This is a genomic window from Streptomyces laculatispora (assembly GCF_017353455.1).
In the GTDB taxonomy this organism is placed as follows: domain Bacteria; phylum Actinomycetota; class Actinomycetes; order Streptomycetales; family Streptomycetaceae; genus Streptomyces; species Streptomyces laculatispora.
Genome location: NZ_JAFMPZ010000153.1, coordinates 1 through 22,533, shown reverse-complemented (window position 1 = coordinate 22,533; position 22,533 = coordinate 1). Strand labels below are relative to the sequence as shown.

17 protein-coding genes and 4 pseudogenes are annotated in these 22,533 nt (G+C 71.2%); 12 read left to right on the top strand and 9 right to left on the bottom strand.

Annotation, left to right across the window (positions count from 1 at the left end; translation table 11 throughout):
• Positions 1-326, bottom strand: a pseudogene (locus tag J1C73_RS09230) (ISAzo13 family transposase); the annotation flags it as partial.
• A 1,668-nt stretch (positions 327-1,994) separates the two neighbouring features.
• On the opposite strand from J1C73_RS09230, the gene J1C73_RS09225 reads away from it, so the two are divergent.
• The gene (locus J1C73_RS09225) at positions 1,995-3,338 is read left to right on the top strand and encodes a flavin monoamine oxidase family protein (protein ID WP_207315905.1); all 1,344 of its coding nucleotides are present in this window, start codon (positions 1,995-1,997) and stop codon (positions 3,336-3,338) included.
• 207 nt (positions 3,339-3,545) lie between these two features.
• Here J1C73_RS09225 and J1C73_RS09220 read toward each other — a convergent pair.
• Positions 3,546-3,695 (bottom strand): annotated as a pseudogene (locus J1C73_RS09220) (VOC family protein); the annotation flags it as partial.
• 834 nt (positions 3,696-4,529) lie between these two features.
• On the opposite strand from J1C73_RS09220, the gene J1C73_RS09215 reads away from it, so the two are divergent.
• Positions 4,530-4,736 (top strand): hypothetical protein, encoded by a 207-nt coding sequence (locus J1C73_RS09215; RefSeq protein WP_241200601.1) that lies wholly within the window; start codon positions 4,530-4,532, stop codon positions 4,734-4,736.
• A gap of 105 nt (positions 4,737-4,841) precedes the next feature.
• Here J1C73_RS09215 and J1C73_RS09210 read toward each other — a convergent pair whose 3' ends face one another.
• Positions 4,842-5,558: a TetR/AcrR family transcriptional regulator gene (locus J1C73_RS09210; RefSeq protein WP_207315904.1), complete on the bottom strand. Its 717-nt coding sequence runs from the start codon at positions 5,556-5,558 to the stop codon at positions 4,842-4,844.
• A 170-nt stretch (positions 5,559-5,728) separates the two neighbouring features.
• Here J1C73_RS09210 and J1C73_RS09205 point away from each other — a divergent pair, with 170 nt between their 5' ends.
• Together J1C73_RS09205 and J1C73_RS09200 are read left to right on the top strand one after the other, a co-directional pair.
• Positions 5,729-7,186 (top strand): APC family permease, encoded by a 1,458-nt coding sequence (locus tag J1C73_RS09205; RefSeq protein ID WP_123469653.1) that lies wholly within the window; start codon positions 5,729-5,731, stop codon positions 7,184-7,186.
• A 367-nt stretch (positions 7,187-7,553) separates the two neighbouring features.
• Positions 7,554-8,969, top strand: a complete 1,416-nt coding sequence (locus tag J1C73_RS09200) for an amidase (RefSeq protein WP_207315903.1) — start codon at positions 7,554-7,556, stop codon at positions 8,967-8,969.
• A 261-nt stretch (positions 8,970-9,230) separates the two neighbouring features.
• On the opposite strand, the gene J1C73_RS09195 is transcribed toward J1C73_RS09200, so the two are convergent.
• Complete coding sequence (locus J1C73_RS09195; RefSeq protein WP_207315902.1) at positions 9,231-10,625, bottom strand: NAD(P)/FAD-dependent oxidoreductase; 1,395 nt, start codon at positions 10,623-10,625, stop codon at positions 9,231-9,233.
• Positions 10,626-10,850: 225 nt separating this feature from the next.
• On the opposite strand from J1C73_RS09195, the gene J1C73_RS09190 reads away from it, so the two are divergent.
• Entirely contained in the window at positions 10,851-12,485 is a 1,635-nt protein-coding gene (locus J1C73_RS09190; RefSeq protein ID WP_207315901.1) for an amidohydrolase, read from the top strand.
• A gap of 22 nt (positions 12,486-12,507) precedes the next feature.
• Here J1C73_RS09190 and J1C73_RS35640 read toward each other — a convergent pair whose 3' ends face one another.
• Positions 12,508-13,113, bottom strand: a complete 606-nt coding sequence (locus J1C73_RS35640; RefSeq protein ID WP_307797636.1) for a substrate-binding domain-containing protein — start codon at positions 13,111-13,113, stop codon at positions 12,508-12,510.
• Positions 13,114-13,242: 129 nt separating this feature from the next.
• Between J1C73_RS35640 and J1C73_RS09180 the strand changes: the two genes are divergently transcribed.
• Positions 13,243-13,890 carry an ABC transporter permease gene (locus J1C73_RS09180; protein ID WP_307797635.1) on the top strand — a complete coding sequence of 216 codons (648 nt, stop codon included), beginning with the start codon at positions 13,243-13,245 and terminating at the stop codon, positions 13,888-13,890.
• 263 nt (positions 13,891-14,153) lie between these two features.
• Positions 14,154-14,909, top strand: a pseudogene (locus J1C73_RS09175) (ABC transporter ATP-binding protein); the annotation flags it as partial.
• 95 nt (positions 14,910-15,004) lie between these two features.
• Here the strand turns inward: J1C73_RS09175 and J1C73_RS09170 are convergent.
• Positions 15,005-15,700, bottom strand: coding sequence for an ABC transporter ATP-binding protein (locus J1C73_RS09170; protein WP_207315900.1), 696 nt, complete (start codon positions 15,698-15,700; stop codon positions 15,005-15,007).
• A complete protein-coding gene (locus J1C73_RS09165; RefSeq protein ID WP_207315899.1) occupies positions 15,697-16,818 on the bottom strand; it encodes an ABC transporter permease in 1,122 nt (373 codons plus the stop codon). The genes J1C73_RS09170 and J1C73_RS09165 overlap by 4 nt, the downstream gene beginning before the upstream one ends.
• 116 nt (positions 16,819-16,934) lie before the next feature.
• Between J1C73_RS09165 and J1C73_RS09160 the strand changes: the two genes are divergently transcribed.
• Positions 16,935-17,525: a TetR/AcrR family transcriptional regulator gene (locus J1C73_RS09160; protein ID WP_207315898.1), complete on the top strand. Its 591-nt coding sequence runs from the start codon at positions 16,935-16,937 to the stop codon at positions 17,523-17,525.
• A 78-nt stretch (positions 17,526-17,603) separates the two neighbouring features.
• Here J1C73_RS09160 and J1C73_RS09155 read toward each other — a convergent pair whose 3' ends face one another.
• A complete protein-coding gene (locus tag J1C73_RS09155) occupies positions 17,604-18,524 on the bottom strand; it encodes an SDR family oxidoreductase (RefSeq protein ID WP_207315897.1) in 921 nt (306 codons plus the stop codon).
• Positions 18,525-18,663: 139 nt separating this feature from the next.
• Between J1C73_RS09155 and J1C73_RS09150 the strand changes: the two genes are divergently transcribed.
• The 4 genes from J1C73_RS09150 to J1C73_RS09135 are packed head-to-tail and all read left to right on the top strand — an operon-like array spanning position 18,664 to position 22,122.
• The gene (locus J1C73_RS09150; RefSeq protein ID WP_207315896.1) at positions 18,664-19,419 is read left to right on the top strand and encodes an enoyl-CoA hydratase family protein; all 756 of its coding nucleotides are present in this window, start codon (positions 18,664-18,666) and stop codon (positions 19,417-19,419) included.
• A gap of 14 nt (positions 19,420-19,433) precedes the next feature.
• Positions 19,434-20,282 (top strand): CoA transferase subunit A, encoded by an 849-nt coding sequence (locus J1C73_RS09145; RefSeq protein WP_207315906.1) that lies wholly within the window; start codon positions 19,434-19,436, stop codon positions 20,280-20,282.
• Positions 20,279-21,058, top strand: coding sequence for a CoA-transferase subunit beta (locus J1C73_RS09140; protein ID WP_207315895.1), 780 nt, complete (start codon positions 20,279-20,281; stop codon positions 21,056-21,058). Before J1C73_RS09145 ends, J1C73_RS09140 begins: the two co-directional genes overlap by 4 nt.
• Positions 21,055-22,122: an NAD(P)H-dependent flavin oxidoreductase gene (locus J1C73_RS09135; RefSeq protein ID WP_207315894.1), complete on the top strand. Its 1,068-nt coding sequence runs from the start codon at positions 21,055-21,057 to the stop codon at positions 22,120-22,122. Before J1C73_RS09140 ends, J1C73_RS09135 begins: the two co-directional genes overlap by 4 nt.
• A gap of 163 nt (positions 22,123-22,285) precedes the next feature.
• On the opposite strand, the pseudogene J1C73_RS09130 reads toward J1C73_RS09135, so the two are convergent.
• A pseudogene (locus J1C73_RS09130) lies at positions 22,286-22,533 on the bottom strand (nitronate monooxygenase); the annotation flags it as partial.

Genomic DNA, 22,533 nt, shown 5'->3' with positions numbered 1-22,533 from the left:
GTGATCGAGGATCCCGAAGCCGGGGTGCGTCCGCGTCCGTCACTGCCATCGTCCTGGCGCTCGGCATCTGTCAGGATCTGGCGGCAGGGTTCGAGCTGGTCCACGAGCTGGTCGAACTGGTCGCGGGACATGCCGGTCAAGGCGGGGTGAGTGAGCAGGAAGGTGGCCTCGGGTGGGATGGGGGCTGCCAGCTTCTGTTCTGGTGAGGTCGGCGGGTCCTGGACAGGGTCGTGCGCGGCGATGGTGTAGCTCCACTCGCCGTGGAACTCGCCGCGCTCCACGCGCTGTTCGACTGCCTTGCGCTCGGCCCGGGTGAGCTTACGACCTCTGCGGGAGTCGGCGTCCGCCTCCCAGCTGGTCACCGACCTCGCCTCCGGGACCTGCGAGCTCACCCACGAAGCCCTCGATGCCCGCCTGGCCGGACAGAAGGACATGGCCGTGGACTACTTCCGTGCCGTCCTCGTATCCGCCGGCATCCTGCCCGTTTCTATTCCGCACGCCCAAACATCCGAACCCATCGACACACACGCGTACACCCGACCCCCACGGCCGCCCACGCCCCTCACCGCGACACGGACACCGCGTCGAAAAGGAGCAACGAAGGCCGGAGCGACAACGAAGGCCGAGGCGGCAACGACGAGGACCGCGGCAATCAGGGCCGAGGCAACGACGAAGGCGGCGGCGAGCGCGGAGGCGACCAGGACCGGGGTCACGGAGGCCGGGACGACGACGAGGGCAGGATTCACCTCAACGAGCGCACGTACTCCGCCTCCCCCGGCGGCTGCGTCAGCGTGGCCAGCGGCCTGGGCTCCACCAGCTTCAACATCTTCAACGACAGCCGGCGAACCGTCGAGGTCCGTCGCCACCGTCGGCCCCCACGGTTCCACTGAAGGCGTGTTCCCGAACCGCGTCGAAGGGGGTGTGTTCGTCAGCAACGGAGTAGGGGGCAGCTTCCGAGTGATCGAGAACGACCACTACGACTACTGACCGGATCGCCCGCGCGACGTGACGTGGTACGCCGGCCCGCCGGAATCGGGCCGGCGTACCACACATACCGGCACACCGGTGTGTGGTGCTGCTGCGGGGCACCGCCGTGCGCTGAGAACAGCTGCACCCATGCATCAGTTGGACCTTCGGAGGTTCGCGAAGGCAAGGCGTCTCCACTTTCCCGACGCTCGGGAACGACAGACGACCACGGTCGCGCCCGTCAGCACCGGCCCGGATGTGGTCCCGACAGCTGCCCGAGGTGGAGGACGACGGCCAAGGACAATCTGGGCCACCGCAATACTCCGCTGAGATTCACGCCCTTGTCCTCGCGGTTCTGCGCACCGTCGGCACCGGATAGCGCAGGACAGGCAGCCCTCCTTGTGTTTTTCGCGATCCACCGGGGGCACCGTGACGATCACGGCCTTGGGGGAACTTCCTTGCGGGCCTCCACCGCCAGGCGCGTCGCGCGCTCACGCAGTTCGTTGGAGTACTTCCGGGGAGCAGCCATGATCGGGATCCTTCCGGGTCTTCGATGCCTCCATCAAACCCGGGGCGATTCACCACGCTGAGACGGGCGATGTTGTGCGGGGTTGGTCGTTCGCGCGAAGGGGCGCGGCGATCCCAGACTGTAGCGGGCTCGGTATGGCCGGGACGACAAGCGCGGCATCGCCAACCTAAGGGCTGTCCCGCAATTCCTGGCGGATCAGCGCGCGGCGTCAGATGCGGTGCATCGCAAGGCGGAGGGGCGCCCGCATACTGGATGTATGTGGACGTTCCGACAACGCGGCGAGGTGCCGTAGCTGTCGTCGCGCGCCCGCCGGGAATTGCGGGACAGCCCTTAGCCCCGCGCACCATCGACCAACTCGCCGACCTGATCCGATCCGATTCCGCTGTCGATCCACCGCTTATGCCAACAGCATTGACCTTAATGGTGCCCAGCCGGTTGGATCACGACGACTGCGGAGAATCCGCTGCACACCCCGTCAATACCATGGAGAACAGCGAAGATGATGGACACGATCGTCGTCGGTGCGGGAATCGCCGGCCTCACGGCGGCACGCCTGCTTCGCGCTGCAGGGCAGCGTGTCGTCGTGCTCGAGGCGCGAGACCGCGTTGGTGGGCGGATGTGGACGGACCGGACGGCGGGGTTCTGCGTTGATCGTGGCGCCTCGTGGATTCACGGTGTCACCGACAACCCGCTCGCCGAACTCGTTTCCGCGCTCGGGATCGACACCTACGAGTTCACAGTGGGGAGTTTTCAGGCCGGTGGTCGGCCGATCGCCAACTATGACGAGTCTTCGTGCCTGCTGGGCGATGACGCGGCACGAGAGTGGACCGTCGACGTCGACGCGGCGGACGGCCTTTTGCAGCTGGCTGCCGCGTCGATGGGCCACGATGAGAGTTACGCCGCCGCGGCCGAGCGGGCCCTTGCCGCGACCGGCTGGGAACCCGGGCGAGTCGAGCGGGTCCGCGCGTTCTATCGCCATCGCACCGAGGAGCAGTGCGGTGCGGAGGTCGAGCAGGTCGCCGCTCACGGACTCGACGAGGACACCATCGACGGTGACGAAGTGGTCTTCCCTGGTGGCTACGACGAGATCCCCCGGAGGCTGGCCGAAGGGCTCGACGTGCGCTTTGGAACCGCCGTGACCGCCATCACCAGGTCGGCTGCGGGAGTGCGGGTCGACACGCGCGAGGAGTCCTTCCAGGCCGCCCAGGTGATCGTCACGGTGCCGTTGGGCGTACTCAAAGCCGGGGCGATCCGGTTCACGCCCGCCCTGCCCGAGGCCGTCGCGGGACCGATCGAGCGGCTGGGAATGGGCGTGTTCAACAAGGTCTTCCTGCAGTTCCCGGACCGGTTCTGGCAAGACGGCGTCTCCGTGATCCGGCAGCACGGCCAGGCCGGCGTCCCCTGGCACTCCTGGTACGACATCTCCGCGGTGAGCGGCAAGCCGATGCTGCTGACCTTCGCCGGCGGTGCTTGGGGCCGGGAAATCGAGCAGATGACCGACGAAGAGGTGGTCGCGTCGGTGCTCAGGCCCCTGCGCAACATCTACGGCGACCGCGTTCCCGAACCCGCCGCCCACTGGATCACGCGCTGGGGCATGGACCCGCTCGCCCTCGGCTCGTACTCCTACATCGCCGTCGGCTCCTCCCACGAGGATCACGAAGCGCTGGCGGGCCCGGTTGACGGCGTTGTCCACTTCGCGGGAGAGGCAACCTGGGGAGCCGCGCCGGCCTGCGTCGACGGGGCGCTGCAGTCAGGGCACCGCGCGGCCGAACGGATCCTCGGGTCACCGGTCTCCATAGCTGTACTGACTCGTGAGGTCGGAGACGCGGCCGGCGGGTGGTGAGCCTGTCGGTGCGGTGTGCCCGCGGTGGCGATTGCAGGTCGAGTGAGCTGCGAAGTTGAACGCCAAGCTGAGAGCACGGCAGGAATGCGAACAGAGAATCTGGGGAGTTTTGACCGGCGGCCCGCTCCCCGAGCAAGCCGTCGATGCCGCCGCGTTCGAAACACCTGCAGATCTTGCCGTAGCCGTTCATCCACGACTGCGAAGCCCTCAGCCGAGGCAGGTCGCGCATCCCTCGTCGTCGAACTCGAAAGCGCCCTCAGGGATGATGCGGAACTCATTGCCCTCAGGGTCCACCATCACCAGGAACCCCCCGTCGCCGTAGTGCCTCAGTCTGCGCCCGCCGAGCGACTCCACCCGTGTGAGCGAAGCTCCAGTTGGTCAGCTGCGGCTGGAGGCGGGAGGCATGGGCTCGGTGGTGAGGGCCTTGATTCGTCTACCGCGTCGGCCAGTTGATCTCCGACTTTCTGCTGGTGCCTTTCCTGGTCGCACGCGCGGGCGGCGTCGCTCTCCTTCGCTACCAGGTTGCCCGAACGGGACAGCGCGCCCGAACCCGCCGCGCAGTAGCGACCGTCCCTGCCGGGCCGTACTTCCGCCGGACCACGGAGGCCCGGCCCGGCACTGTCATCTCGCAGGCACGCCGCGGGCCCTCGCCCGGGCGGCGAGTGCACTCCCCTGCGAAACGGAACTGATGCCGAGGCGGATAGCATGGCCGCATCCCGCCTCGTTGTTGTTGTTGAGGAGCGGGTGGTGTGCCGGGAAGCCTGGTCGGCGACGTAACAGTCGTGCGCCCGGAAAGGCTTGCCGTGCCTCTTGCTCTTCGTGTCCGCCCCCCGTGCCCGTGAACTCGTCCGGCTGCGCGGTGAGCTGACCAGTGGCAAAGCACCATGTCCGCAGGAAGGCTTCCCGAGCCGTCGCATCCGTCCCTGACGTTGCCGGGACGGATCTCGGCGGGGTCGCCTTCCTCGCTCCGGAGGCCGGTGCCCCGCTTCCGGCTGCCGCGGCCGCTGCCCGCCGAACCGGCGGGCGTCCTGTCATCGACCGAGCCACGCCCCGCGTGGTGCGCGAGCCGGGGTCCTCAGCACCTCATGGACGCCGCGCTCCGGTCTGACCAGTAGCTTCCGACTGGATGAGAGTTCAGAGATGTCCCTGCAGCGCCCTTCCTCGCCGCCTCCTTCCGCGCCTCAGGAGCCAGTGATCCAGCAGGTGCTCGCCTGCTTCGATGCCTATGCCCGGGTCCGCGGGACGCGCGACAGCATCCTGCCGGCCTCCCGGGTCACTCCCCGGGAGGAACAGCGGGCCTTCGACGAACTCCGTCAGGCCGTCGGATGGCTCCGCGATGCCACCTGCGAGGACTCCCCCTCCGACCAGGAGGACGGGAGCGCAGACAGCAGGCCGTGACGGGTACCTCGGGCGCGGGCCTGGCCCGCGCCCGGCCCGACCGCAGGAGACGCGGGGCACGGAGTGGTGGGCGCAGGGCCGACCCCGGGAGCGCCCGCTCCGGGCTCAGCCGGGCTCCCCACCCGCCGCCGGCAGCCTGGCCTCGACGGCGTCGAGCAGCAGTTCCAGCGCGAACGGATAGCCGCTGAACTTCATCTCGTGAGCCAGCAGGCGCACGGTGGCCACGATGTGCGGGTAGGCGCTCGCATCCAGTCGGCCGTAGCGGTCCTGCCACACCTGGAGATCGGCCGCCTGCGCGGGAGCCGGCAGCGCGAGCGCGGCCGCGTCCAGGGCCGCGAAGGCGAGCGCCTGGTCCACGAAGGCGTGGTAGATCCGGACCGCTTCCCGGTCGCCGAAGCCTGCCGACCGCAGCACGCCGAGGATCATCTCGACGGCCCGCAGCTCATTGTCCCGCCCGGTCGTCCGGTGCGCGGCCAGCAACGCGGCCTGCGGATGCGCCTGGTACGAGGCGTGGACGCGCAGTCCCAGCTCGCACAGGTCGAAACGCCACTCGCCGGTGGGCCCCCAGCCGAGCTGCGCACGGCCGATGAGCTCGTCGGCGACGGCCAGCAACAGGTCGTCGGTGTTGCGGAAGTACCGGTAGAGCGCGCTGGGGTCGGCGCCCAGTGCCCCGCCCAGCCGCCGGACCGTCAAGGCGTCCGCACCGTGCTGGCCTACCAGGCGCAGGGCCGTCTCCACTATGACCTGTTCGGACAGCACGGTGCCCTGCTTCGTCGGCCGTCTGCGCAGCCGCTGCGGCTCCGGAACCACGCGTTCACCCATGTCCGGAGCTTACGACAACACCATTGACCTGTGAAGGAGATGGAGGGTTTCATGACCTGCCATCCAGACTCTCCAGCTCTCTTCCCAAGCAAGGCGACGATCCGTTGGCAGTACCAGTGAAAAATGTGAACACCGGGCCGAGCAGTGGCGCCGAGGCGCCCCGGACCGCGATGCGGAAGTCCATAGGTGTCGTCGACGGCATCGTTCTCGCCGCTTCGAGCACAGCCGCCACGAGCAGTATCGGCATCGGACTCGGTCTGATGGCCGGCATCGTCGGCCTGCACCTGCCGGCGATCATGCTGCTGGCCTTCCTGCCCGTGCTCGGCATAGCCGGCGGATACGGGCGGCTCAACCGCATCGACCCCAACGCCGGCAGCAGCTACAAGTGGGTCGGCGGGATCTTCAGCCCCTGGCTGGGCTTCCTGACCGGGTGGGTCAACGTCGTCGGCACCGTCGTGTTCATGGCCTACACCACCACGGTGACCGGCTCGGCGATCATCCAGCTCCTGGGGCAGGCCACCGTCCACAGCGTCGCGGGCCTCTCCCTCGACCCGGACTCGACCCTGCAGTCCACGCTCCTCGGCATGGCCGTGCTGGTCGCCGCCTCGCTGGTCGCCGTCCGCGGACTGGACCTCGCCGCGCGTCTGCAGAAATACCTGCTGATCTTCGAGTACGGCGTGCTGATCGCGTTCTGCACCTACGGCCTGTTCGCCGGGGACCAGCCGTTCTCGCTCACGTGGTACAACCCCTTCGACATCCCCTCGGCCGAAGCACTCGCCCAGGGCATGATGCTCGCGGTCTTCTGCTACTGGGGCTTCGAGTCCGTCTTCAGCGTCGGTGAAGAGGTCAGCGACCCGCGCGACGCCTCCCGCGGCGGGTTCATCGCCCTGGCCGTCATGCTCCTCCTCTTCCTGCTGGCCGGCACCGCTTTCCAGCGGGTCCTGCCGCTGGACGAACTGGCCGACAACGGCGCGCAGGGGCTCTCCTACTTCGGCATGAAACTCGCCGAGCAGCCGCTGGCCGCGCTGCCGCTCATCGCTCTCATGTTCTCCGCGGTGGCCTCGCTCCAGGCCTCGGTCATCCCCACCGCCCGCGGGATGTACGCGATGGGCCGCGACGGTGTCCTCGGCTCCGTCTGGACGCGCCTGCACCCCAAGCACGGGACCCCCGCCGTCGGCACCCTGCTGATCACCGCGATCGCCCTGGTTCTCGCCGCGATGGCGCTGGTCATCCCCACCGTCAACGACTTGATCTTCGCCGCCGTCAACGCGATCGGCATCGTCGTCGCCCTCTACTACGCGCTCACCGCCCTGGCCGCCGCGGTGCGGTTCCGCCAACTGCTGCGCACGTCGCCGCTGGAGGCACTGCGCGCGGTCGTCGGACCGTCGCTGGGCGCACTGGTGCTGCTCGCCACCGGCGGCTACCTCGCCTGGACCTTCTACACCTCCGCCGATCATTTCGAAGTCTCCGCGGACAACGGCTGGTTCGCGCTGCTCGTCCCGGTCCTGATGATCGGTTCCGGCCTGGTGGCGGCCGCGTGGGCCCGCTGGCACCGCCGGTCGCCCTATTTCACCGGCACCCGCACTCCCGGCGCCGTAGATGCCGGCGAACCGACCGGCACCGGCTGACCGGCACACCGCTGCTGACGCGCGCCACGGACCGCATCACAGACCGCCGCTCAGACCGAATCACAGACCGCCGCACAGCGTCCCCTCCGGCAGCCCGCGCACGGCTACCGGAGGGGAGGGTTCCGCAGACCGGGGGCCGCTGCACTCCCCGTCGTGATCGGCGCGCCCCCGAAGCAACGCTCCGCCCATGCGCTTCCCCACGCACCCGCCGGCATCCGGCGCGACGAGGGCTTCGCCCTCCTCCGCGCCGGCGACGGGCTCGCGGTACCCGACCCGGTGCCCGCGGCACGGACGCGATCCGACCCGCGCCCCCGAAGGCCGCCGCATACCCGCCCGACTCCTCCGACGCATCGCAAAGGACCATCACATGACCGACCTCACCGACATCGCCTATCTGCCCGCGACCGAGGCCCTGCGCCGTTTCCATGACCGCTCCCTGTCACCGGTCGAGCTGATGACCGCGGTCATCGCCCGCGCCGAAGCCGTCGAGCCGAAGGTCAACGCCCTTGCCGAGCGGACCTTCGACGAGGCGCTCGCCACCGCCCGCGAGGCCGAGGCGCGGTACGCGGGCAAGGGCGAGGCGCCGCGCGCGCTGGAGGGCCTCGCCGTCGCGACGAAGGAGGAACAGCCCATCGCGGGCCGCCGCATCACGGACGGCTCCCTGGCCTTCCGCGACGAGATCTCCGACCAGACGCACCCGGTGATCGAGCGGGTCCAGGAGGCCGGCGGCATCGTGCACGCCCGGACCACGACCCCGGAGTTCAGCTGCGCGGGCTACACGCAGTCACGGCTGTGGGGCGTCACCCGCAACCCGTGGAACCAGGAGTTCACCCCGGGCGGCTCCTCGGGCGGCGCGGGCGCCGCGCTCGCGGCGGGTGAGACGACGCTCGCGACCGGCTCGGACATCGGCGGATCGATCCGCATCCCCGCTTCGTACACGGGCACGGTCGGCTACAAGCCGCCGTACGGGCGCGTGCCGGCGATGGCACCGTTCAACCTCGACACCTACTGCCACGACGGTCCGATGGCGCGCACCGTCGGGGACTGCGCCCTGCTGCAGAACGTCATTGCCGGGCCCCACCCCTCGGACGCGGTCTCGCTGCGCCCCAAGTTCGTGCTGCCCGAGCGGTTCGAGGGCGTCAAGGGCCTGCGGGTGGCGCTCTCGGTCACCCTCGGGGACTGGCCCGTCGATCCCGAGGTCGAGGCCAACACCCGCGCGGTCGCGGAGGCCCTGCGCGCGGCCGGAGCCGTCGTCGAGGAGGTGGAGGTCCCCATCATGCGGGCGGACGTGATGCGGGCATCGATGATCCACTTCGGCCCCTACATCGCGTCGGTCGCCGCCGAGCACGGCGACCTGCTCACCCCTTACGCGCTCGACTTCGCCCGGCGGGGCACCGAGGCCGTGCGTGAGCCCGGCAGCCTCCTGCAGGGCCTTGAGATCGAGGCCGCGATACAGGCGACGCTCGGCGCACTGCTGGACCGCTACGACGTCCTGCTGTGCCCGACGACCGCCATTCCGGCGCTCAAGGCGGACGACGACTACCTCTCGACCAAGGTAGTGGTCAACGGCGTCGAGCTGGACTTCTATCTGGAGTCCGCGATGACCACGGTGTTCAACATCGCCAGCCGCTGCCCGGTGCTGAGTGTGCCGTCCGGTTTCGCCTCGACCGGAGTGCCCACGGGAGTGCAGGTCGTCGGCCGCACCTACGACGACGCCACGGTGTTCCGCGCCGCGGCGGCGATCGAGGCCGTCCGCCCCTGGAACAGTGTTCCGGCTCTCTGAACCGGCCTGCGCCCCGTGGTGCGGGACGCGGGCGCGCCGAGACCGCGCCGCCGTCCCGCACCACGCGCGCCGTGCGACCGGAACCGGGGCAGCGGCCGAGGCAACAGTCCGGCGCGGGACCGGAAAGGGCCTCCGACCCGGGTCGGAGGCCCTTTCCGGCGACAGGACCCCTCCTACGGGCAGTGCCACCGGCTTTCGCGCCGGGCGGGTGTCGTGTCACCCACGTGTTCTCGTCACCCGGCCACCCGTCGTCAGGTGTCGTCAGCTGTCGAAGCCCAGGCCGAAGCGGTCGAGCGTCCTGAGCCAGAGGTTGCGCCGTCCCTCGTTCCGGTCGGCGCGCCTCATCGACCACTTGGTGATGCCGATGCCGGCCGAACGGATCGGGTCGGGCGGGAACGGGAGCGGTTTGCGGCGGACGAGCTCCAGCCGGGTCCGCTCGGTGCGTTCGCCCGCCAGGAGGTCGAGCATGACCTCGGCACCGAAGCGCGTGGCGCCGACGCCGAGGCCGGTGAACCCGGCCGCGTAGGCGACCTTCCCGTGATGACTCGTGTCGAAGAACACGCAGAAACGGGTGGAGGTGTCGATGGCACCGCCCCAGGCGTGGGTGAACCGGATACCTTCCAGCTGCGGGAACGACGTGAAGAAGTGCCGGGCGAGCGTGGCGAAGGTCTCGGGCCGCTGGTCGTGTTCGGCGCTGACCTCGCCGTCGCGGTGGTAGACGGCGTCGTAACCGCCCCACAGGATGCGGTTGTCCGCGGAGAGCCTGACGTAGTGGAACTCGTTGGAGCAGTCCGCGAAGCCCTGCCGGTTCCGCCAGCCGACCGCGGCGAGCTGCTGCTCGGTCAGCGGCTCCGTCATGAGCGCGTAGTCGTACACGGGGACGGTGTACGGGCGGTGGCGGCGCAGCAGGGAGGGATAGGCGTTGGTGGCGAGGGCGGTGCGCCGGGCGGTGATCCGCCCGTAGGGGGTGCGGACCACGATCACGTCGCCCTGCTCGCGGAGCGAGGTGGCGGGTGTGCGCTCGTGGACGCGGACGCCGAGGTCGAGGCAGGCGCGCTTGAGCCCCCAGGCGAGCCGGGCCGGGTTGACCATGGCCACGTCGTCCTTGTTCCACACGCCGCCGAGGAACGTCGGGGAGTCGATCTCGGCACGGACCGCCTCGGCGTCGAGCAGAACCGGGTTGGCACCGAACCTGGCCAGAGTCTCGGCCTCCTCCTTCAGTCCCTCGACCTGGTACGGCTCGGTGGCCACCATCAGGGAGCCGGTGCGCTCCCAGGAGCAGTCGATGCCGTGCCGTTCGATCGTGTCCTCGATGGCCTGGAGGTTCTCGCGGCCGAGGCGTTCCAGGAGGCCGATCTCCTCGGGCCAGCGCTGGAGTCCGTTGGCCAGGCCGTGGGTGAGGCTGGACTCGCAGAATCCGCCGTTGCGGCCGGAGGCGGCGCCGCCGGCCTCGTCCGCCTCGATGAGCACCACATCCATGGACGGATCGCGCTCCTTGGCGACGAGGGCGGTCCACAGCCCGGTGTATCCGCCGCCGACCACGAGGAGGTCGCAGGCGGTGTCGCCGACGAGCGCGGGAGTGGCCTGCGGCCGGTCGGGGTCGTCGAGCCAGAACGGGACCGGCGAGACGTCCCGGAGCGAGTCGAGGTGGTTCATGGGATGGGGCTCCTTCGGATCTCGGAGGCACGGGCCTCCGAAGTGCCGCCATGAGACCGCCCCGGGGGCCACAAGGTCAATGGGGTTGACATAAGGACGCCGCCATCCGGTTGCCGAATCCACGCGGCCGACCGCGCCGAACTTTATGACAACACCATTGACGCATGGATGTCCGAGCCGCTTGCATGACACCCCGCCACGTTCTCTCACGTTCTGGAGCACCGTATGACCACGGCCGATCTGGTCTTCACACGCGGCCCCGTCCTCACCGCCGATCCGGCCCGCACCCGGGCCACCTCACTCGCCGTCGTCGGCGACCGCATCACCGCGGTCGGGCACGACGAGGTCCGTGAGCTCATCGGCCCCGGCACCGAAGTCGTCGACCTCACGGGGAAGTTGCTACTCCCCGGCTTCCAGGACGCCCACATCCACCCGGTGTCCGCCGGGGTGGAGTTGGCCGAGTGCGACCTGAGCGGCACCGTCGGCGCCGAGGAGTACCTGACCCTGATCCGGGCCTACGCGGATGCCCATCCCGACCGTGCGTGGATCACCGGCGGCGGGTGGTCGCTGGAGAGCTTCGACGGCGGACTGCCCACCCGGCAGTTGCTCGACTCCGTGGTCCCCGACCGCCCGGTCCTGCTGGCCAACCGTGACCACCACGGCGCCTGGGCCAACACCCGGGCCCTCGAACTGGCCGGGATCACCGCCGCCACCCCCGATCCCGCCGACGGCCGCATCGAGCGCGAGCCGGGCGGCTCGCCCAGCGGAATGCTCCAGGAAGGCGCCCAGGCGCTGGTCTCCCGGCTGGTGCCGGCGACCACCCCGGCGGACCGGCTCGCGGGTCTGCTGCGTGCGCAGGAACTGCTGCACTCCCTCGGCATCACCGGCTGGCAGGACGCCCTGCTCGGCGGGTTCAACGGCGTTACCGATCCATCGGTTGCCTATCTGACCGCGGCCCGCGACGGCTCACTCACCGCCCGGGTCACCGGCGCGATGTGGTGGGACCGCGAGCGTGGGGCCGAGCAGATCGACGAACTGGTCGCGAACCGCGAGAAGCTGAGCCACGGACGGTTCCGGGCCGGCTCGGTGAAGATCATGCAGGACGGCATCGCCGAGAACTTCACCGCCGCGATGACCTCCCCGTACCTCGACGGCTGCGGCTGCGCCACCACCAACAGCGGTCTGAGCTTCGTCGACCCGGACGCCCTGCGCGGCCATGTCACCCGGCTCGACGCCCTCGACTTCCAGGTCCACTTCCACGCACTCGGCGACCGGGCCGTCCGCGAGGCACTCGACGCGGTAGAGGCCGCCGTCGAGGCCAACGGCCGGCGCGGAAACCGCCACCACCTGGCCCACCTCCAGGTCGTCCACCCCGACGACATCAGGCGCTTCGCCCGCCTCGGCGCCATCGCCAACATCCAGCCGCTGTGGGCGGCCCACGAACCCCAGATGGACGAGCTGACCATCCCGTTCCTCGGGCCCGAACGCGCCGCCTGGCAGTACCCGTTCGGCGACCTGCTGCGCGCGGGCGCCACCCTCGCCGCGGGCAGCGACTGGCCGGTCAGCAGTCCGGACCCGATCCAGGGCATCCACGTCGCGGTCAACCGCAGGGAGCCCGGGGCCGCCGACAGCCCGGTCTTCCTCCCCGAGCAGCGCCTGGACCCGGCGACGGCCGTCGCCGCGTACACCGCCGGCAGCGCCCATGTGAACGGCCTGGACGACGCCGGCAGTCTGCTCGTCGGAAACCTGGCCGACCTGGTGGTCCTGGACCGCGACATCTTCACCGCGCCGCCGGAGGAGATCTCCGAGGCGCGGGTCCTGCGGACCTATGTCGGAGGCTCACTCGTCCACTCCGGCTGAGCGGCCCGGCACCCGTACGTCCTCAGTCCGTGCCCGCGCCCGTGTCCGTGCGCAGCGAGGACGCCCGTACCTCTAGCCGGGTCTGCACCAGCACCCCGGCAGACGGGGCACCTCCCTGCTCCAGTGCCGCGACGAGCAGGTCGATCCCGGCCTCCGCGACCTCCTGGGGCCGCAGGCTCAGGGTCGACAGCGCGGGCCGGGTGTGGGTGGCCGTCGCGTCCTCGCTGACGCACACCACGAGCAGGTCGCCGGGCACGTCGTATCCGTGGCGGCGCGCCGCCTCCAGAACGAGAGGCGGGCTCGCCTCGGGGACGACGCACAGCGCGTCGGGCCGGCAGGTCCCGCTCAGGGCCACCTCGACGGCTTCCACGACGGGGCCGTTGCCCGCCTCGGGGGCGAACACTCCCGCGTAGAACCGTGTCGGACTGTCGGGGAGCACGAGCGCGGGCCGCCGGGCACCCTGTGCCTCAAAGTGGTCCAGCGTCTCCCGCACGGCCGCCACGACATCGACATCCACCCAGCAGGCGCCCGGCCGTCCCTCGACGGAGCGGTCGGTGATCACCGGGATCCGGGCGGAGATCAGGTCCTCGATGATCCGGTCCTCCCCGACCGGATCGGCGACGATCACCGCGTCGAGCGGCAGCTCGGCCCACTCTCCGCTCGGCGGCGTACTGCCCGGCGACTTCGGCCGGTCCGCCCAGTTCCATCAGGATGTCGGGGCCTCATCGGCTCCCGGCTCCCGGGCACCGCGATGCTGGTGGGGTACTCGGCCTTGCTGGTCGCCGTCCTCGGTGTGGGCGCCGGTCTCCTGGCCGCGCTGCGTCCCGGCGCGGCGGACCGCGTGGTGCTCATCGGCACGGGGGTGACCACGGCGATGCCCTCCTTCGTGAGCGCCATGGCGCTCGTCTCGCTGTTCTCCGTCCAGCTCGGCTGGTTCCCGGGCCCGGGCGGCACCCCGGAGGGCTTCACCGACCGGCTGTACCACCTGACGCTGCCGGCCTTCGCCCTGGCGATGACCTTCGCGGGGCTGCTCGCCCGGGTGACCCGGTCGGCGATGCTCGACGGACTCGGCCGGGACCACGTCGAAGTGGCCCGCGCCCGCGGTGTCGCGCGGGGGTCCCTGATCCGCCGGCACGTGCTGCGCAACGCGCTGGGCCCCGTGGTCACCGTCGGCGGGACCATGCTCGCCGGACTGCTCATCAGCACCGCGATCGTCGAGACGGCCTTCGACGTGTCCGGCATCGGTTCCCTGCTCGTGCAGTCGGTCACGGCCAAGGACTTCGCCGTCGTCCAGGCGATCACGCTGCTCAGCGTGACGGCGTTCGTCGTGGTGAACCTCGTCGTCGACCTGCTCGCCCCGCTCATCGACCCCCGGTTATCCCTCAACGGGGAAGGTTCCTCATGACCACCACCGCACTTCCGCAGGCCGCCGCCCCCGGCGTGCTGCGCCGCCGCCCCGCTCTGGGCGGCCTCCGGATCCTCGGCCAGGGACCACTGTTCGCGGCGGCCGTCGCGGTCATGTTCGCGCTCGTCCTGATCGCCCTCCTGGCTCCGGTCCTCGCCCCGCACGACCCCGAGTCCCTCGACCTCTCGTCGAGCCTGACCGGGACCACGGGAGACCATCTGCCCGGTACGGACCAGTCCGGGCGCGACATCCTGTCCCGGTCGATGGACATGGCGTTCGCCATCCCCGGGCTGCTCCTGGCGATCCTCCCGGTGTCCGTGGTCGGCCCCGGCATGACCGCTCCGGTGATCGCCATGGCCGTGGCCCGGATGCTGGTGGGCCTGGCGCGGCCGGACGGCGGCACTGTCCGCCTGGACGGCCGGGACCGCTCCGCCCGCGCCCGGAGCCGGGCCGAACGGCTCGCGCGCGCCCGCGAGATCCAGATGGTCTTCCAGGATCCGTATCTCTCGCTGGACCCGCGGGTGACGGTCTCGGACTGCGTCGATGAGGTACTGCGCCTCCACACCCGGCTCGACGCGGCCGCCCGTGGTTCGCGGGTCGCCGCGCTCCTGGACCAGGTGGGCCTCGGCGAACGGGAGGCCGGAGCGCTGCCCCGGCGGCTCTCCGGCGGACAGCGCCAGCGCGTCGCCATCGCCCGGGCCCTGGCGGTCGGACCCCGCGTCCTCATCCTCGACGAGGCGGTCGCGGCGCTGGACGTGTCCATCCAGGCGCAGATCCTCGACCTGCTCGCCACGATCCGGCGCGAGTCGGGCATCGGCTACCTCTTCGTCACCCATGACCTCTCCGTGGTCCGGCACGTCGCCGACGACGTCATGGTGCTCAGGTCGGGCCGAGTCGTCGAGGCGGGCCCGGTGGCACGCGTACTGGACGGCCCGGAGCATCCGTACACCCGGCTGCTCCTCGACTCCGTACCGCGTCGCGGCTGGGACCCGGGCCTGGCGACGGCCGGCCGGCCGGCTCGCTCTCGACTGACCGGCACCGGACAGGTCTCACCGAGCGGCGTCGGCGTCACGTCCGTGCGCCCGGTCGCCGGGAGCGGCGGCCGGCCCTCGCATCAGCTTCCGCGACGGGAGCTCCCGGGCCCGGTGGGACGGGCCGTCCGCGCCATGTCGACGACCCGGTCCGCGGCCTCCGCCACGGCCGGGTCGTGCGTCGCGACGACGGTGACGCACTGGTCCCTGCGGGTGCGTGCGGCGAGGAGTTCGGCGAGTTCGCCGGCCTGGGAGCGGTCGACGGCCGCGGTCGGTTCGTCGACCAGGAGGAGCCGCGGGGAGAGGAACAGCGCGCGGGCGAGGGCGACGCGCTGGCGTTCGCCACCGGAGAGCTGTTCGGGGCGGTGGCGCAGGCGATGACCGAGGCCGACCTCGGACAGGGCCGCCTCGGCGCGGGAACGGTGCGAGCGGGGGCGCTCTCCGTTGATGTACACGGCGGCCAGGAGCTGTTCGACAGCGGGCAGCCCGGAGAGCAGGTTGCCGCTCTGGAACATGTATCCGATGCGTTCGCGGCGCACCGCCGAGCGCTGCGCGTCGGTGCCTTCCGTCAGGTCCTCGCCGTCGAGCAGGACCTGCCCGGCGGTGGGACGCAGGAGGGCGCCCGCGACGGCGAGCAGTGTGGACTTGCCGGAGCCCGACGGGCCGACGAGGGCGGTCATCCGGCCGGGTTCGAAGGTGGCGTCGAGGTCGTCCAGAACCGTGGTGCGGGCTTCTGCCCGGCCGAACGCGACGGTGACACCGATCAGTTCGAGGGTCATCGGTTGGCTCCCAGCATGGTCAGCGGGTCGACGGAGGTGACGCGGCGCAGGGTCAGGGCGCTGCCCAGCAGACCGACGGCTGCGACGGTGCACATGGTGGTGGTGAGGGTGAGGGCGGGCAGGCTGAACGGCACCTGTTCACCGACCAGCAGTCCGACCGCTCCGGCGAGCACGGCGCCCGCGGCCGTGCCGAGGACGACGACCAGGGCGGCCTGGAGCACGGTGTGGACGAGCAGCCGCCGGCGGGAGGCGCCGAGCGCGCGCAGCAGGGCCAGTTCGGGCTGCCGCTGCACGGTCCAGACGGCGAAGAAGGCGCCGACCACCAGGGGTGCGATCAGGTAGAGGAAGACCTGGATCGAGTTCATGGTGAGGCGCTCGCCGGTGTACCCGGGGGCCGCCTCGTACGCCTTCTCCTTGGTGACGGTGCTGGTGGAGTGCCGTTTGTCCAGGTCTGCGACCGGGGTGCCCGCCGGGGTGCGCAGTGCGAGGGCGCTGAACTGGTCGGGGAGCTCGGTGGCGGTGGAGGCCGGGGCGCCGGGGGTGCTGAAGCGGATGCGCTGCCAGGTCGCCAATGGGACGTAGGCGGCCGGCACATGGCCGTAGCTGGAGCGTTCGGTCAGTCCGACGACGCGCAGCCGGATGCCGAGCCGGTCGATGACGAGGGTGTCGCCGACCCGTACGCCCTCGTCGGCGAGCTTGGCGGAGATCACGATGATGTCGGCCGCGTCGGTGGTGAGGCCCTTGCCGCTGGTGACGGAGGGGTTCAGGAAGGCGGCGGGGTCGATTCCGAAGGCGGCGAGATCGACTTCGGTGCCCCGGTCCGTCGTGCCGCGGGTGATGGAGATTCCCAGCGGCGTGGTGTCGGTGTCCGCGTCCTCGCGCCAGGCCGCGGCCGTCTTCGCGTCGAGGAGGCTGCGCGCGAACTGGTCGGACCTGGCGTCGGAGGAGAAGACCAGGTGCGAGGCCGGAAGGCGGCGCAGCGCGGAGATGGTGTCGTCGCCGAGGCCGGTGGTGAATCCGGACACGATGCCGACGAGTGCCGCGACGAGCACCACGACGGACCCCATGAGCAGAAAGCGCCCACGGGCGGCGCGCAGCTCCAGCAGAGCGAGGAACACAACGGCTCCCTTCGGTGAAGCGATGTTAGGGACAGTGCGTCGCCAACATAGATGATGGGGACGCGCCGTCGCCAAGTGGGTCCCCTTCCGGCCGGTCCGCCTCCTAGACTGGGCCCGTGCCCAAGATCAGAGCCGCTACGGTCGCCGAGCACCACGCCCAGCAGCGGCTCGCCCTGGTGCGTGCGGCCCGCGCACTCCTGGAGGACGGCGACGCCGAGGCCGTGACCTTCACCGCGGTCGCCAGGTCCACGGGGCTTGCCCGCAACAGCGTGTACAAGTACTTCCCCGGCCGCCCGGAACTGCTCGCCGCGGTCGTCGAGGACGCGATGCCGCGCTGGACGGACGCCATCCGGGCCGGCATGTCCGCGGCCGGTACGGCGGAGGCGAAGATCGCCGCGTACGTGACGTCGCAGCTGGATCTGGTGCGCAGCGGGGAACACCGGATCGCCCAGGCGCTGGCCGGGGTCCGTGACGCGGCCGTGGTGAAGGAGAGCGCGGCACACGCCCACCGGGAGCTGCTCACGCCGCTGATCGGCGCGCTGACCGAACTGGGCGACGACGATCCCAGGCGCACGGCGCTGCTGCTTCAGGGGATCGTCAACGCCGCCACGACCGCGATCGAGTCGGGTGACGACGACCGGGCCGTGACGGAGCGGGCGGTACGGATGGCGGTTGCCGCCGTGGCAGGCGCGACACGGCGGCCGTGAAGGACAGAACTCCCGTCGAGCACCCCCGCAGTCAGGGCGCGGGCGGGGCGCCCCGGTCACGTTGTCGCGGGTACGCCGTCAGCGCGCCCCGTACACCGGCTGTGGCGTCTCGGCCGCCGCGAGCAGTCCGGACGCGGCCGCCCCGGCCTCGGCCGGGCTCCAGCGGGCGCCCTTGTCCGCGGTGGGGCCGGGCCGCCAGCCCTCCATCACCGTGATCCGCCCGGCCTCGGCCTCGAAGACCCGGCCGCTGACCCCGGCACAGGCCGCGGAACCCAGCCATACGACGAGCGGCGAGACGTTCTCCGGGGCCATCGCGTCGAACTCCCCCTCGGCGGGCGCCGCCATGGTCTCAGCGAAGGTGTCCTCGGTCATCCGGGTGCGGGCGGCCGGGGCGATCGCGTTGACCTGGACCCCGTAGCGGCCCATCTCGGCGGCGGCCACCAGGGTCAGGGCGATGATCCCGGCCTTGGCGGCGGAGTAGCTGCCCTGACCGACGCTGCCCAGCAGCCCGGCCCCGGAACCGGTGTTGACGACCCTCGCCCCGGGCGCCCGGCCGGCCTTCGCCTCGGCGCGCCAGTGCGCCGCCGCGTGCTTGAGCGGCAGGAAGTGGCCCCTGAGGTGGACGCGGGTCACCGCGTCCCAGTCGTCCTCGTCCAGGTTCACCAGCATCCGGTCCCGGAGGAATCCGGCGTTGTTGACCAGGGTGTCGAGGCGGCCGAAGGAGTCGAGCGCGGTCGCGACGAGGGAGGCCGCGCCGTCGGCGGTGGCTATGTCCGCATTGTGCGCGACGGCCTCGCCGCCGGCCGCGCGGATCTCCTCGACGACCCGCTGGGCGGGCCCGGTGGCCGTCCCGGAGCCGTCGAGGCCCACACCGAGGTCGTTGACGACGACTTTCGCGCCCTCGGCGGCGAAGGCCAGGGCGTGGGCGCGGCCGAGTCCGCGGCCGGCGCCGGTGACGACGGCGACGCGTCCGGCGCACAGGGCTGTCGATGAGGTCATGACGGGTGTCCTTTCGAGGGGCGACGAGCGGCGAACGGGGCGCCGGGACCACCGGGTGGCCTGACGCTCTCCCGCGGCGTCCATATCACTGCTACGTTGAATCTAACAAACGTTTGGTGGAAAGGTAGCTGATCTGCTCATGGGTGTCTCCACCTCCGCCCCCGAAGAGGGCGTCGCCGTCGTCACCGTGGACTTCCCCCCGGTCAACGCCCTGCCCGTACAGGGCTGGTACGACCTCGCCGCCGCGGTGCGCACCGCCGGGGCCGACCCGGGCGTCCGCTGTGTGGTACTCACCGCCGAAGGCCGCGGATTCAACGCGGGCGTGGACATCAAGGAGATGCAGCGCACGGACGGGCCCGAGGCACTGATCGGCGCCAACCGGGGCTGTTTCGAGGCGTTCGCAGCGGTCTACGAGTGCGAGGTCCCGGTGGTCGCCGCCGTACACGGCTTCTGCCTGGGCGGCGGCATCGGCCTGGTGGGCAACGCGGACGCGATCGTGGCCAGTGACGACGCGACCTTCGGACTGCCGGAGCTGGACCGGGGCGCGCTCGGCGCGGCCACGCATCTGGCCCGGCTGGTACCGCAGCATCTGATGCGGACCCTGTACTACACCTCGCGCACCGTGACGGCACAGGAACTGCACCGGCACGGCTCGGTGTGGAGCGTCGTACCGCGTGACGAACTGCCCGCGGCCGCCCTGGGACTGGCCCGGGAGATCGCCGCCAAGGACGGATATCTGATCCGGCTGGCCAAGGCCGCCATCAACGGCATCGACCCGGTCGACGTACGCCGCAGCTACCGCTTCGAGCAGGGCTTCACCTTCGAGGCCAATCTCAGTGGCGTCGCCGGCCGCGTGCGCGACACCTTCGGCACGGACAAGGAGCAGCAGGCGTGACACACGACAAGACGATGACGGCCGACGACGCCGTCGGCCGGCTGGAGAGCGGCATGACGGTCGGCATCGGCGGCTGGGGTTCGCGCCGTAAGCCGATGGCCCTGGTCCGGGCGCTGCTGCGCTCGGACGTCACCGATCTGACCGTGGTGTCGTACGGCGGCCCGGACGTCGGTCTGCTCGCCGCCGCGGGCCGGATCCGCAAGCTGGTGGCGGCGTTCGGGACCCTCGACTCGATACCGCTGGAGCCGCACTTCACCGCCGCCCGGCAGCGCGGCGCGTTCGAGATGGTCGAGCTCGACGAGGCGATGATGATGTGGGGGCTGACGGCGGGCGCGCAACGGCTGCCGTTCATGCCGGTGCGGGCCGGTCTCGGCTCGGACCTGATGGAGGTCAACCCGGCTCTGCGTACCGTCACTTCGCCGTACGAGGACGGGGAGAAGCTGGTCGCGGCACCGGCCCTGCGCCTGGACGCCGCACTGGTCCACCTCAACCGCGCGGACGTTCAGGGCAACGGCCAGTACCTGGGCCCCGACCCGTACTTCGACGACCTGTTCTGCGAGGCCGCCGACCACAGTTACCTCTCCTGCGAGCGGATCGTGGAGACGGCGGACCTGCTCAAGGAGCACGGACCGCAGACGCTGCTGGTCAAACGGCTGTTCGTGGACGGGGTCGTCGAGACGCCGAACGGCGCACACTTCACCTCCTGCGTGCCCGACCACGACCGGGACGAGAGCTTCCAGCGCGCCTACGTCCGGGCCGCCCGCGATCCCGAGGCGTGGCCCGCCTTCGTCGAACGGTTCCTGTCCGGTGACGAAGCCGCCTACCAGGCCGCCGTCACCGCGTTCCACCAGGAGGAAGCATGAGCGGCACCGAGACCACCGGCATCGCGACGGCGAGCCGCGCGGAGTACTGCGTGGTGGCCTGCGCCGAGGCGTGGCGGGACGCGGGCGAGATCCTCGCCAGCCCGATGGGCACCGTCCCGGCCATCGGGGCGCGCCTGGCGAGGCTCACCTTCTCACCCGATCTGCTGCTGACCGACGGGGAGGCCCTGCTGATGGGCGACACCCCCGCGCTGGGGGCGAGGCCGGGGAGCACCGAGGGCTGGCTGCCGTTCCGTCAGCACCTGACGCTCACCGCCACCGGCCGCCGGCACGTGATGATGGGCGCCAGCCAGATCGACATGCACGGCAACCAGAACATCTCCTGCATCGGCGAGTGGGCCAGGCCCGCCCGGCAGCTGCTCGGCGTGCGCGGAGCTCCGGTCAACACCCTGAACAACCCGACGAGTTACTGGGTTCCCAAGCACTCGGCGCGGGTGTTCGTGGAGCACGTCGACATGGTCAGCGGGGTCGGGTACGACCGGGCGGCGGCGGCCGGCCCTTCCGCGACCCGCTACCACCGCATCCCCGAAATCGTCAGCAATCTGGGCGTCTTCGACTTCGAGACCCCCGGCCGCACCATGCGGCTGCGTTCCCTGCACCCCGGGGTGAGCGTCCAACAGGTTTCCGAGGCAACCGGGTTCGCCCTCACGATCCCCGACGACGTGCCGCTCACCCGGGATCCCACGGAGGCGGAACTCCGGCTGATCCGCGAGGTCATCGACCCGAAGGGGCTGCGCGAGCGCGAGGTCCCGGCATGACCGGGCCCCTGCCGCTGCCGACCGCGCTCACCGAGCTGACCGGGGTGCGGTACCCGATCGTGCAGACCGGGATGGGGTGGGTGGCCGGCCCCCGGCTGGTGTCCGCCTCCGCGAAGGCCGGGGCGCTCGGCATCCTGGCCTCCGCCACGATGACCGTCGAGCAGTTGCGCGCGGCGGTCCGCGAGGTCAAGTCCCGTACGGACGCGCCGTTCGGTGTCAACCTGCGCGCGGACGCGGGCGACGCGGGCGAGCGGGTGGGCATCATGATCGACGAGGGCGTGCGGGTGGCGTCGTTCGCGCTCGCCCCGTCGAAGGAGCTGATCGCACGGCTCAAGGACGCGGGCATCGTCGTCATCCCGTCCGTGGGTGCCCGGCGGCACGCGGAGAAGGTCGCCGCGTGGGGCGCCGACGCGGTGATGGTGCAGGGCGGCGAGGGCGGCGGCCACACGGGCAACGTGGCCACCAGCGTGCTGCTCCCGCAGGTCGCGGACGCCGTCGACATCCCGGTCATCGCGGCGGGCGGCTTCCACGACGGCCGCGGTCTGGTTGCCGCGCTCGCCTACGGGGCGGCCGGAATCGGGATGGGTACGCGCTTCCTGCTCACTTCCGACAGCACCGTCCCGGCGGCGGTGAAGGCGAAGTACCTGGCCGCCACCGTCAAGGACGTCACGGTCACCGACCGGGTCGACGGCCTGCCGCACCGCATGCTGCGCACCGAGATGGTCGACTCCCTGGAGCGTTCCGGCCGTGCGGCCTCGCTACTGAGGTCGGTGCGGCACGCCTCGGCCTTCCGGAAGGAGTCCGGTGCGAGCTGGCCCCAGCTGATCCGTGACGGGCTGGCGATGAAGCACGGCAAGGAGCTGAACTGGAGCCAGGTGCTGCTGGCCGCCAACACACCGATGCTGCTCAAGGCCTCGCTGGTCGAGGGGCGTACCGACATCGGGGTGATGGCCTCGGGGCAGGTGGCGGGCCTGATCGACGATCTGCCGTCCTGCGCGGAGCTGGTCGAGCGGATCATGGAGGAGGCCCGGCTGACGCTGAAATCGCTGCCGGGTGCGGACTGACGCCCCTGGTGTGCGCGGACCACGGTCTGAACCGGCTGATACGGCCGGCCGCCGTCCCGGCACCCCAGGCGCCCGGCCCGTCCGGGCGAGGCAGGTAGGCCTCGCGGCCCGGTCCGGGGCCGAGGCCGTGTCCGGGCCCGTGTGTCCGTGCACACCAGGGGCGTCAGTCCGCACCCGGCAGCGATTTCAGCGTCAGCCGGGCCTCCTCCATGATCCGCTCGACCAGCTCCGCGCAGGACGGCAGATCGTCGATCAGGCCCGCCACCTGCCCCGAGGCCATCACCCCGATGTCGGTACGCCCCTCGACCAGCGAGGCCTTGAGCAGCATCGGTGTGTTGGCGGCCAGCAGCACCTGGCTCCAGTTCAGCTCCTTGCCGTGCTTCATCGCCAGCCCGTCACGGATCAGCTGGG

What these genes read in the sequence shown, in the direction of transcription:
- J1C73_RS09225 (WP_207315905.1), top strand. Translation starts at nt 1,995, where the DNA reads ATGATGGACACGATCGTCGTCGGTGCGGGAATCGCCGGCCTCACGGCG.
- J1C73_RS09210 (WP_207315904.1), bottom strand. Translation starts at nt 5,558, where the DNA reads ATGGGTGAACGCGTGGTTCCGGAGCCGCAGCGGCTGCGCAGACGGCCG.
- J1C73_RS09205 (WP_123469653.1), top strand. Translation starts at nt 5,729, where the DNA reads ATGCGGAAGTCCATAGGTGTCGTCGACGGCATCGTTCTCGCCGCTTCG.
- J1C73_RS09200 (WP_207315903.1), top strand. Translation starts at nt 7,554, where the DNA reads ATGACCGACCTCACCGACATCGCCTATCTGCCCGCGACCGAGGCCCTG.
- J1C73_RS09195 (WP_207315902.1), bottom strand. Translation starts at nt 10,625, where the DNA reads ATGAACCACCTCGACTCGCTCCGGGACGTCTCGCCGGTCCCGTTCTGG.
- J1C73_RS09190 (WP_207315901.1), top strand. Translation starts at nt 10,851, where the DNA reads ATGACCACGGCCGATCTGGTCTTCACACGCGGCCCCGTCCTCACCGCC.
- J1C73_RS09170 (WP_207315900.1), bottom strand. Translation starts at nt 15,700, where the DNA reads ATGACCCTCGAACTGATCGGTGTCACCGTCGCGTTCGGCCGGGCAGAA.
- J1C73_RS09155 (WP_207315897.1), bottom strand. Translation starts at nt 18,524, where the DNA reads ATGACCTCATCGACAGCCCTGTGCGCCGGACGCGTCGCCGTCGTCACC.
- J1C73_RS09150 (WP_207315896.1), top strand. Translation starts at nt 18,664, where the DNA reads ATGGGTGTCTCCACCTCCGCCCCCGAAGAGGGCGTCGCCGTCGTCACC.
- J1C73_RS09145 (WP_207315906.1), top strand. Translation starts at nt 19,434, where the DNA reads ATGACGGCCGACGACGCCGTCGGCCGGCTGGAGAGCGGCATGACGGTC.
- J1C73_RS09140 (WP_207315895.1), top strand. Translation starts at nt 20,279, where the DNA reads ATGAGCGGCACCGAGACCACCGGCATCGCGACGGCGAGCCGCGCGGAG.
- J1C73_RS09135 (WP_207315894.1), top strand. Translation starts at nt 21,055, where the DNA reads ATGACCGGGCCCCTGCCGCTGCCGACCGCGCTCACCGAGCTGACCGGG.